Raw genomic sequence first — 16,073 nt, forward strand, 5'->3', positions numbered from 1 at the left:
TTTCAACTAAATCTCTTTGATTTAGCGCCCAAACGACTACGTCGCTTCGAGGGCGCCTATAATACCTTTTTCATCTTCTCATGCAAGTGCAAATTCCCCATTTTTTTTTGTTTGCATGAAAAACAGACTAAGAGTATGTTTTTTGGTTAAATAGAGATTAAAGCCCCACCATCTGCTGTTTGGCGATGCGAGCAGCGGCACTATTAGCGTATTCGCTAACGACTTGCTGATAGTAACGTTTAGCGGTCGCATTATCGTTACGCTTCTGCGCAATCATGCCAAGCTTAACCAGGCTATCGCCACGCTTATTCGACTCTTTAAACTTATTGACCACAGTATTAAAGGCCTTAGCGGCATCGCCAAGCTCACCCTTGTTATAGAGTAGCTGACCTAACCAGTAGTTAGCATTGGCGGCATAGGTCGAGTTGGGGTATTGCGCGATGAACTCACGAAACGCAGGGATCGCCTCATCGTACTGGCGTTCTTTGAGCACCAGATTCACGGCGCGCTCATAGCTAGCGGTTTCCCCTAGTGAAGAGGTTTCTGAGCTTGTCGCCGCAGGAGTTGCCGCCACGGGCGTCGCCTTAGCCTTACTCAGATTAGCAATATCATCGTAGAGCTGACGCTGGCGCTGTAGCATCTGATTAATTTGATAGCTTTGCTGCTCAGTCAGGCCACGCAGGTCAAGTACCTCCTGCTGGAGGGTATCCAGACGCTGCTGCATCTCAAATTCGGCCGCCTGTTTGGCCTTTATGATACGCTCAAGACGCGCAACTCTATCTTCGGAGGAACCACCGGCAACATCCTCAACGGGCGCAGGTGCCGCTACAGCGACACCCACACTCATCAGAATTGCCGCGGTAACAACGGCAGTCTTCATAGTTAACCCTATCTAACGCTTAGTAAACCAATACCGCACGACGGTTCTTAGCAAAGCCATCATCGGTGCGAGAGAAATCTTGTGGCTTCTCTTCACCATAGCTCACTATGCTCATCTGGCTCGGCAGTACACCCATGCTTTGCAGGTACTTGGCAACGGCCTTGGCACGACGCTCACCCAGGGCGATGTTGTACTCTGGCGTACCACGCTCATCGGCATGACCTTCGATCATCACACGTACATTCGGATGCTCAAGCAGATACTCACCATGAGCATTAAGCACTTCTGAGAAGTCAGATGATACCGAGCTGCGGTCGAAATCGAAGTAGATGATATGTTCCTTGCGCAGTTCCTGGTACTTAATACGCTGCTGCTCTTCTGGTGTCAGGATAGGTGCTACACCACCCGTCTCAACGCCACCACCGGCATTCATCTCGCTGCTTTCACTGCCGCTCATTGAGCTGGTCGCATCGGTTTGAGACTCAGAAGTAGAGCTACACGCGCTGATCGCCATAATCGGCAGGGCAACAACCATAGCTTTTAACAGCTTATTCAGATCCATTTTTTAATCCTTAATCTTGTTCTCAGTAGTAAATTTATAAGAAGGGTGACCAAGCAGGAGATTTCACCTCCCCTTGACCCACTGGCAGTCTTGCCTTAAATCGTCCATCCATAGAGACAGCGGCCAACACCTGTTGACCCTGATAGGTGGTACCATAAATCACCATAGTACCGTTAGGCGCTATGCTTGGCGACTCATCCAAACGTGTCGTGGTCAGCACCTGCATAAAACGTGTCTCGAGATCCATACGGGCAATATTGAACTTACCATTTGTACGATTCACAAACACCATGCTGCGACCATCGGGCGAGATAGAGCCACCCAGGTTCCACTCGCCCTCGAAGGTCAGGCGCGTGACCTTACCTGAAGCTAAAGTCACCTGATAAATCTGCGGGCGACCACCACGTTCTGAAGTAAAGATCAGTGCCTTACCATCTGGTGTCCAAGAGGCCTCGGTGTCAATGGCGTAATGGTTAGTCACACGCTTAATCGCCTTGGTGGCGATATCCACCACATAGACCTCAGGCTGACCATCTTTCGACAAAGTAATCGCTAACTTCTTGCCATCGGGCGAGAATGACGGCGCGCCGTTGATCCCTGGGAAACTGGTGACCTTAGTACGTTGCTGAGTATAGATATCCTGAACAAAAACCTCGGCCCTCTTATTTTCAAAACTTACATAGGCCAAGCGGCGACCGTCGGGTGACCAGGCTGGCGACATCAGCGGCTCAGGCGAGCGCAGCAGCATCTGCTCGTTATAGCCATCATAATCGGCAATCATCAACTTGTAAGGCGATTTCGCCTTGTGATCCACCACCACGTATGCGATACGCGTCAGGAAGGCGCCGCGAATGCCGGTGAGTTTCTCATAGACGATATCACTGATCCTGTGACCATACTGCCTAAACTGGGCGCCGCTGATCACCGTCTCGCGACTATCGAGCAGGTAATCGCTGGCCGACTGAGGACCACCAGACTGCATCTGGGCTTTGACCAGATCGATAAGCTCAAAATTTACCAGATACTGATCGGGACCGTATGGTTTAACCGTCCCCATGACCACGACTTCGGCGGCCACATTCGACCAGGCCTTAAGATCCATCTGCGCCAGTGACCCTAGGTTGCGCTGTGGCAGCCCAAGTTCATCCATCGGCTTAAAGGTCCCGCTGCGGGTCAGATCCGACATCACCACGTCCGAGATCTGTTGCGGCATAGGCGTACTGCCCTGCCACACAAAAGGCACCACGGCGATAGGACGCGCCGCATCGACCCCTTCGGTGATCACTATATCCAATGCCGCCTTGGCCGGTATGGTTAAAAACGCCAGACCCAAGATGAGCCATCTTCCCAAATTTTTCATGGAACTCCTTTAATTAAACTCAGGTTGTACTGTGAGATTAATCTCTTTTAGCTTGTTATAAACATCGGCTTCTGGCGAGACAGGCAGGCGCCCGGCCTTATTGATCGCAGCCTTAGTGGCACGGCACACCACAGGATCGCCAGACACTATCTCGTTACCAGTCACAAAGCCATCTTTGGCCAGACGAATAAAGACGCGGCAGCTCTTGCCCCGCATCGACTCATCGACCACCAGATGACGCTGAATCGTGGCGCGGATCATCGAGGTATAACGCTGCACCTCGCTCATCACCTGCTTGTTGCGGGTCTGCGACAGCGCGGCCTGCTCGGCGGCTAACGCCTCTTGCATCATACGCTCCTGCTCGCGGCGTGCGGCCTCTTCGGCCTTACGTTTCGCCTCGGCCTCTGCCTTGCGCTTACGCTCTTCGGCGGCCTTCTTGGCGGCGGCCTCTTCTGCCTTACGCTTGGCTTCGGCTTTTGCAGCGGCTTCTTCGGCGGCCTTGCGCTCAGCCTCTTTCTGCTTACGCTGCGCCTCGGCCTTAGCCGCCTTCTCTTTTTCCTGCTGCTCTTTAAGCTTGGCGGCCTTGGCAGCCTTGGCTGCATTTTGCGTCTCTAGCTCTTTCTGCTTGCGCTCCTGCTCGAGCTTCTTGATGCGCGCCTGCTCACGTTCACGGGCCTGACGCGCCTCTTTCGCCTTACGATCCAGCTCCTCCTGACGCGCCTTCTCCTTGCGCTCGGCGGCCAACTTCTCGGCTTTGAGTTTCTCGACCTGCTCGTTGACCCGCTTCTGATCCACCACCACGGCCTGCACCGCCGGCGCACTGACCTGGGGCATCACCTTAGGCTTCTCACTAAAATCGACACCCATGGCCAAAACAACTATCACGCCAACATGAATGCTGGCTGAAATAATGAGTGGAACGGTAAAATCTGATTTCCCTGCCACCTGTTACTCCTCAGGCGAATCTGTCATCAGGCCTACCGAAGGTACACCTGCTTTTTGTAACGTCACCATCAACTGGATCACCCTTTCATAGGGAATGCTCCTATCGGCCTTGACCACCACGGGGCGCTCTGGCTCTAGCTGAATGATGGCGCTGACTCTGACGGCAATCTCCTCGAGATCCAACACCTCTTTACTGCTGGCACTGCCAATATCCAGGTAATAATCGCCATCGGCATCGATAGAAGCCACCACTGGCGGCTTACTGTCGGCGGGCAGGCTCTCGGCCTCCCCCTGTGGCAAGTCCACCTTCACGCCCTGCGTCACGATAGGCGCAGTCACCATGAAGATGATGAGCAGTACCAACATCACGTCGATATAAGGTACAACGTTGATCTCGGCAACCGGACGACGCCTCTTACGTTGATAACCCTGCTGCATTAACCGGCTTCCTTCTCACTATAGGCCTGACGATGCAGGATGCTGGAGAACTCTTCCATAAAGTTGGCGTAAGACATCTCGATCTTCTCCACCTGAGTCGAGAAACGGTTGTAGGCGATAACGGCAGGAATCGCCGCAAACAGACCCATGGCCGTGGCGATAAGTGCCTCGGCGATACCCGGGGCCACCATGGCAAGAGTCGCGTTTTCAACGGCGCCCAACGCGATAAAGGAGTTCATGATCCCCCACACGGTACCAAACAGACCTATATAGGGGCTGGTCGAGCCAATCGTTGCCAGCAGTGGTAAATGGGTTTCCAGCTTCTCAAGCTCTCTGGAGAGAGAGACGCGCATAGCACGATAACAACCATCCATCACGGCGGCTGGCACCTTGCCGTTAAGGTTACTCAGGCGGGCATACTCTTTAAAGCCAGCGTAGAACATGGCCTCTAGACCAGTATTGCTCTCCTGTCTGGCAGAGAGTTCCTTGTAAAGCTTATTGAGGTCAACACCGGACCAAAACTTGTCTTCAAACTTGAGCGAACGCTGACGAGCCGAGGTCAGCAGGCGTCTACGCTGAATAATCACCGCCCAGGACACCACGGACAATGTCAGCAGCGTCAACATGACGAATTTAACTAATAGACTGGCCTGTAAAAACAGCCCGATAAAAGAGATATCAGCTTCCACCCTTTAACTCCTGAACAATATGATGGGGAATGGCTTTCGGCCGCATGCGCGATAACGCCACACAGGCCACCTGAATGTGCCCTTCACAATAGAGGGTTCCGTCCTGGTCGAGCAGACGCTGACGAAACACCATAGAGGCCTTCTTCATCTCTATGACCTCAGACTCGACGAAAAGGTCCTGCTCGAAGCGTGCGGCCACCTTAAAATCGATATCGGCATGCTTGACCACGAAGGCAATATCGTCGGCCAGTAGCTGCGTCTGTTTCACCCCTATCTGTTTTAACCACTCGGTGCGGGCACGTTCGAAGAAATTAAGGTAGTTAGAGTGATACACCACTCCACCGGCATCGGTATCTTCGTAGTAAACGGATATAGGCCAACGAAACATAGCTACAAACGGCTCAACATTCAGATTAAATAGAGGCCTACTATACCGAGTGCCCAGGCAATTGTGAATGCTTGACGCTCCTGTAGCCGGGACTAACTGCATAAAATTTTGTTAATAAAAAAGGGAAGTTATTCACTTCCCTTTTTAGGTTTGTTTACTTAGCCGCCTATCTTGCTCGGCACTGCAAGACCGAAGCTATGCATTAAGAAACTGTAAATGTCGGCAAATTCATCTATCTTCATCGCAGTCGGCTTACCGGCGCCATGGCCGGCCTTAGACTCGATACGCATGATGATAGGTGCATCTCCCGTCTGTCTGTCTTGCAGCAGGGCACCGAACTTGAAGCTGTGTAGCGGTACCACGCGATCGTCATGATCCGCCGTCATCACCATAGTCGCCGGGTAATCACGCTCTGCGATGTTGTGATAAGGCGAATAGGCCAATAACGCAGGGAACTGCTCGGCATTATCGGCGCTACCGTATTCACTGGTCCAGGCCCAGCCGATGGTGAACTTATGGAAACGCAGCATATCCAATACGCCTACCGCAGGGAGAATGGCGGCGAAAAGGTCTGGACGCTGAGTCACGGCCGCGCCCATCAGCAGACCACCGTTACTGCGGCCATAGGCACCGAGCTTGCTGCGATTAGTGTACTTGTTGTCAATTAAATACTCGGCCGCGGCAAAGTAGTCATCGAACACGTTCTGCTTCTTATCGAACATTCCCGCCTGGTGCCAGCTCTCACCGTATTCGGCGCCGCCACGTAGGTTAGGCACGGCATACACGCCGCCCATGTCCATCCAGGCGATATTGGCCGGGCTGAATCTTGGCGTCAGAGAGATAGAGAAACCACCATAGGCATACAAGAGGGTTGGGTTTTCACCGTTAAGGGTCAATCCCTTCTTGTAAGAGATCATCATAGGTACGCGGGTGCCATCCTTGCTGGTGTAGAACACCTGCTCGGAAACATAGTTATCTGGATTAAAGGCGATCTTTGGCTTAGCGTACAGGCTCGACTGACCCGTCTTAAAGTCAAACTTATAGGTGGTCTGTGGCTGCACATAGCTATTGAAGGTGTAGTAGAAATAATCCTTACTGCGCTTACCAAATGGGCCGGCAATCTTGCCCTTGCCCGGTAGGTCAACATCCTGGCGTTTCACACCGTCCATGCTGAAGATAGTCAGCTTACCCAGCACGTCATGCAGGTAACTCACCACCAGGTGATCGTTGATGATGGCCACGCTGGCGATAGGGTCGCTCGACTCGGGGATAACCGTCTTCCAGTTTTCCTTGGCTGGACGATTCACATCTACGGCCACGATTTTACCGTTAGGGGCATCGAGATCTGTCTTAAAGTAGAAGACAGACTTGTCGTTACCCAGGAAGCTGTATTCCGCCTCCAGCTCACTTATCAGCTCGACCACCGGCGCGTTGGCATCTGTGAGCGACTTATAGAAGAAGCGGTTACGGCTATCTGTACCCTGAGAGATAGAGATCAGCAGGTAGTCGCCCTCTTCCGATACCTCGGCACCAAAGCCCCAATCTTTATTCTGTGGGCGCTCGTAGATCAGCTTGTCTTGAGACTGGTCTGTGCCCAGCTGGTGATAATAGACCTTCTGGTTAAAGTTAACGTCGGCCAGCAGATTGCCGCCTTCGGGCGCGTCATAACGAGCATAGTAGACGCCTTTATTATCTTTGCTCCACTCGGCACGGGAGAACTTAATCCACTTAAGCTCATCACGTAGCTTGGCACCGCTTGCCACATCGACAAACTGCCACTGCTGCCAGTCTGAACCAGATTTAGACACGCCATAGGCGATGATCTTACCGTCGCCGCTGACAGAGACGCCGCTCAGAGCGACTGTGCCGTCGGTAGAGAAGCTATTTGGGTCTAAGGCCACCTTCTCTTCACCGGCCTTATTCTTCACATAGAGTACAGATTGTGCCTGCAGACCATCGTTACGATAGTAGAAGGTGTTATCGCCGCGCTCTGTGGGTGCCGTCACCTTCTCGAAGTTCCACAGCTCGGTGATGCGATCGACTATCGCCTGCTTATTTTCCAGCTGCGCCAGAAAGTCGTGTCCCGCCTGTTGCTGCTGCTTCACCCAGGCATGGGTCGCGTCACTCTCTTCCTCCAGATAACGGTAGGGGTCGGCAACCTCTACACCGTGAATCGTTTCAACCACGCCCTGGGGCTGAACTGCTGCCTGCGCCGCTGCCGTTTCACTGGCATGGTACTGACAACCCATGAGTGTTAAACCTAATCCGGCAAGCAAAAGGGTTTGCTTAGATAAAATCGTCTTAAGAGCCATCTGTAGCCATCCTGGATATCTCGTTATTATTAATGGTAAACCTGTGAGCTAGCGCCCAATAACCTCGTACTATACAAGTAAAAAAAAACCGTGCAATGGCTACAAATAAACGACTCACGCATTTGTCTGCAAGACTTGTTAATAAAAAAACAACATGGATGAATTATATAAATCGTGAAATTATGCAGCAATTATGCGTAATCAAGCGCAAATAGCCTGATAAGGTGAATTCGAGCCATTAGGCACCTTGCTCAGACATTAGAAATACTAATCTCAGGCGGGAATTTTTCTAGTTTGTGGGACAAATGGTCTGACCCTATAATGCACCTCGTTTTCCGGAAGTATCTACCCAGCTGGTAGATGTGAAAACAAGAACTCCGAGTTCCCGTGCCAGTCACGTGAATTCATCCCTGGTTCTTATGCTTGACTTCCTTCCTTCAATTTGTTGATTGCAATGATTTATTTGCGGCCCACTTTAGATTAAGTGGGCTTTTTTTTGCCTATCATTTACGTCTGCACTTTTATATCCCAGGCCCGATACAAAAAAACCGGCCAATCAGGCCGGTTTCGATAAATAAGATTAATTCAGTTAACCCTTAATTCAGTTAGCCCTAGAGCTCAGGTATTAGGTGCACTATCCCCACAGACGGTTACAGCAGACCTATTCAGGCTGAGCTAGTCAAGCGGCTTGCTGAGGCGGATCACCACGCGTCTGTTGCGCGCCCGCTCATCTATGGTTTCATTGGACGCCACATGGCGACGCTCACCATGACCTAAGGTATGGATACGCTCGTCGGGAATACCCGCAGACAGGAAGAGCTGCTTAACCGACTTAGCGCGTTTCTCTGACACCTTCTTATTCACCGAGCGGCCACCGAAGCTGTCGGTATAGGCGTCGATCAAGACCAGTTCGACCTCAGGATCGTAAGAGAGATACTCCTGCACCTTAGCGATCTGCGCCTTGGAATAACGGGTCAACTCGGAACCACCAAATTCATAGGTCAACACTGTGAAGGCGATATCATCGAAACTATAGGGCAAGAGATTGGCCAGACACGATTTAAACTCGGCGTAACGACGACCAAAATTGGCGGCCGAAAGCCCAACGGCGACTTTGCTGGAACGGTTGTACCAGTCGGCATAATAGAAAGTCGGCTGCATGCCGCGTTCGAGTTCATTCAGCATGGACCAGGCCGCCTTCTTAGGCACCTCGCCGCTAAAATACTTCTGATAGGTGAGATCTGTGATGGGACGGGACACCACACCAGGACGCCAGGCGGGCGCCATGCTCATCAACTTGGCATTGGTCACCTCGTCGGGCTTCACCCACATATCCAGGCTAAAGTTCAAATCATGATCTTTACCGGCGCGGCTGGTAAACACCGCCTTGCCGTAGGATGGGATCTCATGCTCAAGGCGACAGATGATGGGGGTGTTGTCGCTTAGGCGCCAGGAGGACTGTTCCAGCGAGGCCACATAGTGACGCAACTCGGCCTGCGCCGTCGTCGCCAGACTCAAGCCGATACCGAATGTCATCGCACATAGCACCCTAACCCACATAGACAGTCACTCTTATTAATTACGTTACTTATCCCTATCGGCCTAATTTAGCATTCCTTTAGCCCATATTATGACCAATCAAACATGACAAGCTCCCATCGGATACTTCATAATAGCCCCCCACTCTTCACTTTGGACATTTTAATGAGCGATATTTGCGACGCACACAAACTTAAGCATAGATTCCGTGGCTACTTTCCCGTCGTCATCGATGTTGAAACCGCGGGGTTTAATGCTCAGACCGATGCGTTGCTGGAGATCGCCGTCACCCTACTGAAGATGGACGACAATGGTGACTTAGTGCTGGATAAGACGCTGCATTACCATATCGAGCCCTTCGAAGGCGCAAACCTCGAACCAGATGCCCTGGCGTTTAATGGCATAGACCCCAGCAATCCGCTGCGCGGCGCCGTGAGCGAGAAAGAAGCCTTCTTAGAGATCTTTAAAGAGGTCAAGAAGCATCAGAAGGCATCGGATTGTCATCGCAGTATCATAGTGGCACACAATGCCGCCTTCGACCACGGCTTCGTTACTCAGGCGATCGAACGCAACGCCCTGAAACGTACGCCGTTTCACCCGTTTGCCACCTTCGACACCGCCGCCCTCTCGGGTCTGGCGCTTGGACACACGGTATTGGCGAAGGCCTGTGAGATAGCCGGCATCCCCTTCGACAACAAAGAGGCTCACTCGGCACTTTATGACACCGAGCGCACCGCAGAGCTGTTTTGTCATATCGTCAACAAGTGGAAGGCATTAGGCGGCTGGCCGGTTGCAACGCCAAGCGAAGAACCCAGCCCTGAACCTGAACAAGAAGCAAGCGATAACAGCTAAGCGACAACTCCTAAGCTATGACAGCCAAGCTATAACATCTGAGATAAGCTCCAAAGGTGTTAGACAGCCTATGCTAATCAGCTGCTAGGCTAAACAGATACTGGCCGCTCACCAAAGAGAAGGTGAGCAGCCAAATAGACGGCTTTAAAGCCCGGTACGACTGTCGAGATTCAGGGCCTTGATCAAATCAAATACCTCATGGATCTCCTTAAACACCTGCTCTATATCATCGCTAAAATCCAGCGGCTTTAGCAGATCCAGTTGCGGCTCGAAATAGTTATGTTTACAGGCGATCATAATCAGCAATCTTCCCGCTTTAAAGCTGGCTTCGAGCTCTCCACCGTAAAAGCGTGACAGGGAGAGAAAGCGCTCCATGGTCGCCGTGGTTAACATGTATCTCGCCTCGACCTGATCGTCGCTATACACCTCAAACTGACGCTCAAAGGTGGGATCTTCCAGCTTTACCCGTGACAGCTGCTGTTTAAACTGCATAAAACCGTTACCCATGAGGCCTTTATCTTGACGAACTTGGATATTGGCAGAAAACCGCTTTGGCAGCTCAAACTCTATGACCAAGCCATCGAACAGCGTCTTGTATTGAGGGCGATTGTCTTTAGTCCCCTTGTGCTCTAATAGCGTCAGCTCCCGCAGCAAGAAAGGCACATTGAGGTACTGGCCTCTTACCGAATCTTCAAAATATCCCTTGTCGAACTTAGGAAAGAGACCATAGTCCATATAGGTATCCAGGCCGGGTAAGCCTGGAGGATTTAACGCAAACCGCTTACCGAAATAACCCAGCAGCAGCGGATAGACTTCCTCGATAATCTCAGCGCGTAGTTGCCCTATCTCGTTTCCCGCCCAGATGTTTACCGTTACCACCAAGGCGCCTGAGCCAAACGCGCCGGCAAAGCCGATAAAGAACACGCCATCTTCAAACTCGAGAATCGCTGCGCCGTAGAATGTTAGGGCAAAAAAGGCCAGAAAGGCGAGTAAACCGATATAAGTGACGGGAGCACTGAATTTTCTACGCGACAGATACTTAGCGGCAGCCGCCTGGCGAACCGACTCATAACGTCGGCACTTAGGGGCTATCTTCTTCGCGTAATATTGACTAAAGGCCTGCTTGTCCTCGGCCGGAATCGCAAACTCCATTGGATTCATACATCTATCCTTGCTTATTTCCATTGGCGACAATTAGCGGCTATCTCGAAGCGCACGTCAAGAGATTATGTACCGTTTGATTGAAAAACAATCGGTTATAGGAAGTTAGAGAAAGGTAGAGGAAGATACGCCTAATTGTTCAATCTTGAGGCAACCGATGGACCCGAAGTATATTTGGCCAGTAAGGCATCGATTGTTCCCTGATCTCTGAGCTGACTTATCGCGCCATTGATCTGCTCGAGCAAGGCTTGGTGTTCTCTTCGCAAGCGGATCACCAGCACGCCATCCGAATGCACCGCCGCCAGCGCGATAGGCACCTGCAGCTCCTTGGCCCAATATAGCGCGGTAAGATCCCCTGCAATGGCGGCCTGGATGCGCCCCTTCTGCAAGGCGATGATAAGCTCACGCTCCGACTTAAAATCGACACGGGTGAACTGGCTATCGTCGTGATAGAGATAACCGCGCACAGTACCTATCTCCTGCCCGCGGATTTTATTAATATCCATCCAGTCGTCCAGGGCCGTCGCCAAGACCACTACATGCTCCTTAATCGCGAAGATGGGTTGTGATTGCACAAAATTTTCGCCCAGGTCGCCCTCCTCAAACCAGCTAGGACTCACAACATCGAAATCCAGTGCCCCGCTCGCCAACGCCTGATTAGTGCGCTTCGGTGGATAATGTTTCGCCTCTAATCGAATCGGGGTCAGTGCAAAGATATCTGGCACCAACTCGGCCAAGATCCCTGGGTCCTTGGCGTTAGCATCGATAAAGTAGGGATACCAACTACTGGAACCATTCACATCATAAGAAAGTACGGTTTCGGCGCGAACAGGCACCACGAAGAAAAAACAACAGAGAAACGCTATAGAGAGTCGCATTGAGTACCTTACATCTCACATTCGCGGCTAAGCCGATAAATAAGAAGGGTTTATCTACGTATATCAAGGGCGAACAAAATGATCAATTTATTAACATAAAATGACACCAATAAAGACTAATGCTTCCCTTCACCTCACACCCCGCCCCGCCCCGCCCAAAAGTGGTATAGTCCGGCTAACAACCACAGCAAGCTACACAGACGGTAGAGCAATGAGCCAAGCCCATTTTGAAGGCAAGTATGAAGTCGAACTCAAATATCGACTCCAAGATAGAGAGGCTTTTTTAAACCAGCTTCGACGCCTCCCCCACCAGATAATGCTCGAAGACAATGTCGAATTCGACCGTTATTACGATACTGAGGAAGGATGCCTGGCCAAAGAGGAGAAATATTTGATTCTCAGGGAGATGCGCCCATCGAACATCAAACTCTGGATAGTCAAGGGACCTGGTGACAAGCAGTGTCAGGCGACGCGTATCGACAATATCGACAACGCCGCCGCCATGCTGGAAAACCTGGGCTATGGCGTCGTGCTGCGTCTTACCAAGACCCGCAGCATCTATTTTATCGACCAGTACCATGTGACGGTCGATACGCTCAATGGCCTGGGCGATTTTGCCGAGCTGGCGATCATGACAGACGATGAGACTCAACTGGCAGATTTTGAACGAGGACTCATCTCCCTGGCCGAGCAACTCGGTCTCAGCGAGGATGACGGAGAGACCGCCTCTTACCGTGAGCTGGTACTCACGAGCTAATCCCTTATAACCAGTGAGCCTCAGCTAGACTGATATAAAGACTAATCATAAAATCTAGCCATAAAAAAAGCTGCCCTAGGGCAGCTTTTTTGACTTTAACATGAATCGCTTATAGTGAATCAGCGTTATCAGTCAGGTAAGAAGCAACGCCTGCTGGGCTCGCGTCCATACCCTTGTCACCTTTTTCCCAGCCTGCTGGGCAAACGTCGCCGTGCTCTTCATGGAATTGAAGTGCATCGATCATACGAATCATCTCGTCAACGTTACGACCTAGTGGCAGATCGTTAACGACTTGGTGACGAACCTGACCTTCTTTGTCGATCAAGAAAGAACCACGGAAAGCCACGCCGGCTTCTGGATGCTCAACATCGTAAGCTTTACAGATATCGTGCTTCACGTCAGCAACTAGGGTGTACTGAACCTGGCCGATACCGCCCTTGTCTACTGGAGTGTTGCGCCATGCGTTGTGAGTGAACTGAGAATCGATAGAAACACCGATAACTTCAACGCCACGCTTCTTGAACTCTTCCATGCGGTGATCGAAGGCAATCAACTCAGATGGGCATACGAAAGTGAAGTCAAGTGGGTAGAAGAATACTACAGCTGGCTTTCCTTTAATCGCTTCGCTTAGGGTAAAGCTATCAACGATTTCGCCATTACCAAGAACTGCTGCAGCTGTAAAATCAGGAGCCGGACGGCCTACTAATACGCTCATTTTTTATCTCCATCTATGGATTGAAAAAGCTTTTAATTATGAACTCAGAAGCATTATAGGCAGTCACCAGCGGGACACAAGTAATTTGGGATCATTGTCACTTTTTTTAATAAATATTCATCGAGTTGCCCAAGTTATCACCTTCTTCCGTCCACTCGGTTAGGCTTATTTACACTTACGCAGTAAACTTGAATACAGTTCGGTTACATCTCTTGTCTATTTTTCAGATAAAACGCCTAGACGCTGGACAACACGGGCTATTGCTGGCAAAAATAGCTTCCCATTAAAGATTAAAAAATCAGATTGAATCAATATGAATGCAGTTGTTATTGCCGTTTGCTTGATGTTGGGCCTTAGCCTAGCACGCGTAAACGTCGTTATCGCACTCACTGTGAGTGCATTGGTCGCCGGACTCGTCGGCGGCATGAACCTAGACCAGACGGTTGAGGCCTTCAACACTGGCCTTGGCGGCGGCGCGCAGATCGCCCTGAGTTATGCCCTGCTGGGCGCCTTTGCCGTGGCCCTGTCGCACTCGGGCCTTACCACGCTCATCTCTCGCAAGGTGATTTCGCAGCTAGGTCGAGAGGAAAACCCTGGCAACATTAACAAGGTCCGCTGGCTGCTCTTGCTGGCTATCCTGGCCATGGCGGTGTCGTCACAAAACATTCTGCCGATTCATATTGCTTTCATTCCGATTCTGATCCCGCCGCTCTTGCATGTGATGTCTAAGCTCAAGCTAGACAGACGTCTGGTGGCCTGTGTACTCACCTTCGGCCTAGTGACCACCTATATGATCCTCCCGGTGGGTTTTGGCGGCATCTTCCTCAACGACATCTTGCTCTCAAACCTCACCAGCAATAACTTAGATGCGGTGCGCGAGCAGATCCCACCGGCCATGTTGATCCCGGCCCTGGGTATGGTCGCCGGACTATTCATCGCCGTGTTTGTCAGCTATCGCAAGCCAAGAGAATATAAAGAGGAGTTGATCCTGGCCGCCGAGCCGGAAGAAACACTTAATCGCCGCAATATTGTCATCGCCCTGATCGCCATTGTTTCGACCCTGGTGGTGCAGCTCTATACCGGCTCGATGATCTTCGGCGCCCTCATCGGCTTCATCATCTTCAGCTTCTCCGGCGCCCTCAAGCATGTGGCCGATCAGGATATCTTCAACCAAGGGGTGCGTATGATGGCCAACATCGGCTTCATCATGATCTCCGCCGCCGGTTTCGCTGCCGTGGTCAAGGCCACCGGCGATGTAGGCACCTTGGTCGACTCCCTCAGCCACCTCATCGGTGACAACCGAGCCTTAGCCGCCTTTTTGATGTTGGTGGTTGGCCTCCTCATCACCATGGGGATAGGCTCATCATTTTCGACCATCCCGATTATTGCCACCATCTATGTGCCACTGGCCATCAGCTTCGGCTTCTCGGTACCGGCGACTATCGCCCTGGTCGGCACGGCGGCGGCGCTGGGGGATGCGGGTTCACCGGCATCGGATTCGACCCTAGGCCCAACGGCCGGTCTTAACGCCGACGGTCAGCATGATCATATTCGTGACAGCGTGATCCCAACCTTTATCCACTACAATATCCCGCTGTTGATCTCGGGCTGGATTGCGGCCATGGTGCTTTAACCAAAACATAGCACTCTAATCAAGACATAGCGTTCTAATCGAGTCCAGACACAAGAGTCAGCCAACAAAAAAGGAGCCTTAGGCTCCTTTTTTACGACTCACCATATGTAATATGGCTTGCTACTAGATACTAGGTCTAACTTAACGTATTACTTAACGTATTACTTAGTACCGAAGATCTTATCGCCAGCATCACCCAGACCAGGCAGGATGTAACCGTTCTCATTAAGGCACTTATCGATAGAGGCAGTAAAGAGCTCAATATCCGGATGGGCTTTTTCAAGTGCCGCGATGCCTTCCGGCGCCGCCACTAATACCAAGGCCTTAATAGAGGTGCAGCCACGCTCTTTCAGCAGGTCAATGGTTGAGATCATAGAGCCGCCGGTTGCCAGCATAGGGTCAACCACTAGGGCGATACGCTCATGCATATTGCTAGCAAGCTTCTCAAAATACGGCACAGGCTCCAGCGTCTCCTCGTCGCGGTAGATACCTACCACAGAGATACGTGCGCTCGGTACATGCTCAAGCACACCGTCCATCATGCCTAGGCCAGCACGTAGGATAGGTACTACAGTTACCTTCTTACCCTTGATCTGCTCAACTTCAACTGGACCGTTCCATCCTTCGATAGTGACCTTCTCGGTTTCAAAGTCAGCGGTCGCTTCATAGGTCAACAGGCTACCCACTTCAGCCGCTAACTCACGGAAACGCTTAGTACTGATATCTCCTTCACGCATCAAGCCAATCTTATGACGTACTAGAGGATGCTTAACTTCGACCACTTTCATCGTTTTCTCCTGATCTATTCCAGTTTTTCCAGCAAATTGTACCGATTCTAGTAGATTTGTTCACAATCGAAAACATAAAGTTTTACAAACACGGTAAATCGTGACCTAAGTCCGTTTGAATATTCAAAATCATCCCTTTCGAGCGCCTACACAAGCTGATAGAATAGCGCCGCATA

The 16,073-nt window shown here is 51.2% G+C and carries 16 protein-coding genes; 3 read left to right on the top strand and 13 right to left on the bottom strand.

Features of this window, described 5'->3' with window-relative positions:
• Positions 1 to 157 precede the first annotated feature (157 nt).
• The 9 genes from ybgF to DB48_RS18590 form a co-directional block, all read right to left on the bottom strand.
• Entirely contained in the window at positions 158 to 880 is a 723-nt protein-coding gene (gene ybgF / locus DB48_RS18550) for a tol-pal system protein YbgF (protein ID WP_041511678.1), read from the bottom strand.
• 19 nt (positions 881 to 899) lie between these two features.
• Positions 900 to 1,442: a peptidoglycan-associated lipoprotein Pal gene (pal, locus tag DB48_RS18555; RefSeq protein ID WP_041511679.1), complete on the bottom strand. Its 543-nt coding sequence runs from the start codon at positions 1,440 to 1,442 to the stop codon at positions 900 to 902.
• A 34-nt stretch (positions 1,443 to 1,476) separates the two neighbouring features.
• Positions 1,477 to 2,802, bottom strand: coding sequence for a Tol-Pal system beta propeller repeat protein TolB (tolB, locus tag DB48_RS18560; RefSeq protein ID WP_041511680.1), 1,326 nt, complete (start codon positions 2,800 to 2,802; stop codon positions 1,477 to 1,479).
• Positions 2,803 to 2,811: 9 nt separating this feature from the next.
• Positions 2,812 to 3,747, bottom strand: coding sequence for a cell envelope integrity protein TolA (gene tolA / locus DB48_RS18565; protein ID WP_041511681.1), 936 nt, complete (start codon positions 3,745 to 3,747; stop codon positions 2,812 to 2,814).
• Between the two features lie 3 nt (positions 3,748 to 3,750).
• Positions 3,751 to 4,185 carry a protein TolR gene (tolR, locus tag DB48_RS18570; RefSeq protein WP_041511682.1) on the bottom strand — a complete coding sequence of 145 codons (435 nt, stop codon included), beginning with the start codon at positions 4,183 to 4,185 and terminating at the stop codon, positions 3,751 to 3,753.
• Entirely contained in the window at positions 4,185 to 4,874 is a 690-nt protein-coding gene (gene tolQ / locus DB48_RS18575; RefSeq protein WP_041511683.1) for a protein TolQ, read from the bottom strand. Before tolQ ends, tolR begins: the two co-directional genes overlap by 1 nt.
• Entirely contained in the window at positions 4,864 to 5,262 is a 399-nt protein-coding gene (ybgC, locus tag DB48_RS18580; RefSeq protein WP_041511684.1) for a tol-pal system-associated acyl-CoA thioesterase, read from the bottom strand. The genes tolQ and ybgC overlap by 11 nt, the downstream gene beginning before the upstream one ends.
• Positions 5,263 to 5,420: 158 nt before the next feature.
• On the bottom strand, positions 5,421 to 7,511 hold the full coding sequence (locus DB48_RS18585) for a prolyl oligopeptidase family serine peptidase (protein WP_443018698.1): 2,091 nt from the start codon (positions 7,509 to 7,511) through the stop codon (positions 5,421 to 5,423).
• A gap of 738 nt (positions 7,512 to 8,249) precedes the next feature.
• Positions 8,250 to 9,110, bottom strand: a complete 861-nt coding sequence (locus DB48_RS18590; RefSeq protein WP_152619200.1) for a flagellar protein MotY — start codon at positions 9,108 to 9,110, stop codon at positions 8,250 to 8,252.
• Between the two features lie 168 nt (positions 9,111 to 9,278).
• Between DB48_RS18590 and rnt the strand changes: the two genes are divergently transcribed.
• Positions 9,279 to 9,965 carry a ribonuclease T gene (gene rnt, locus DB48_RS18595; protein ID WP_041511687.1) on the top strand — a complete coding sequence of 229 codons (687 nt, stop codon included), beginning with the start codon at positions 9,279 to 9,281 and terminating at the stop codon, positions 9,963 to 9,965.
• A gap of 144 nt (positions 9,966 to 10,109) precedes the next feature.
• On the opposite strand, the gene DB48_RS18600 is transcribed toward rnt, so the two are convergent.
• Together DB48_RS18600 and DB48_RS18605 are read right to left on the bottom strand one after the other, a co-directional pair.
• A complete protein-coding gene (locus DB48_RS18600) occupies positions 10,110 to 11,126 on the bottom strand; it encodes a DUF3137 domain-containing protein (RefSeq protein ID WP_041511688.1) in 1,017 nt (338 codons plus the stop codon).
• 131 nt (positions 11,127 to 11,257) lie between these two features.
• Complete coding sequence (locus DB48_RS18605) at positions 11,258 to 12,004, bottom strand: substrate-binding periplasmic protein (RefSeq protein ID WP_041511689.1); 747 nt, start codon at positions 12,002 to 12,004, stop codon at positions 11,258 to 11,260.
• 211 nt (positions 12,005 to 12,215) lie between these two features.
• Here DB48_RS18605 and cyaB point away from each other — a divergent pair, with 211 nt between their 5' ends.
• A complete protein-coding gene (gene cyaB, locus DB48_RS18610) occupies positions 12,216 to 12,761 on the top strand; it encodes a class IV adenylate cyclase (RefSeq protein ID WP_041511690.1) in 546 nt (181 codons plus the stop codon).
• Between the two features lie 109 nt (positions 12,762 to 12,870).
• On the opposite strand, the gene DB48_RS18615 is transcribed toward cyaB, so the two are convergent.
• The gene (locus DB48_RS18615; protein ID WP_041511691.1) at positions 12,871 to 13,476 is read right to left on the bottom strand and encodes a peroxiredoxin; all 606 of its coding nucleotides are present in this window, start codon (positions 13,474 to 13,476) and stop codon (positions 12,871 to 12,873) included.
• A 313-nt stretch (positions 13,477 to 13,789) separates the two neighbouring features.
• Between DB48_RS18615 and DB48_RS18620 the strand changes: the two genes are divergently transcribed.
• Positions 13,790 to 15,109, top strand: a complete 1,320-nt coding sequence (locus tag DB48_RS18620; protein WP_041511692.1) for a Na+/H+ antiporter family protein — start codon at positions 13,790 to 13,792, stop codon at positions 15,107 to 15,109.
• A 161-nt stretch (positions 15,110 to 15,270) separates the two neighbouring features.
• On the opposite strand, the gene upp is transcribed toward DB48_RS18620, so the two are convergent.
• Positions 15,271 to 15,897 carry a uracil phosphoribosyltransferase gene (gene upp, locus DB48_RS18625; RefSeq protein ID WP_041511693.1) on the bottom strand — a complete coding sequence of 209 codons (627 nt, stop codon included), beginning with the start codon at positions 15,895 to 15,897 and terminating at the stop codon, positions 15,271 to 15,273.
• Positions 15,898 to 16,073 lie beyond the last annotated feature (176 nt).

The sequence above is a fragment of the Shewanella sp. cp20 genome (assembly GCF_000832025.1).
Lineage (GTDB): Bacteria > Pseudomonadota > Gammaproteobacteria > Enterobacterales > Shewanellaceae > Shewanella.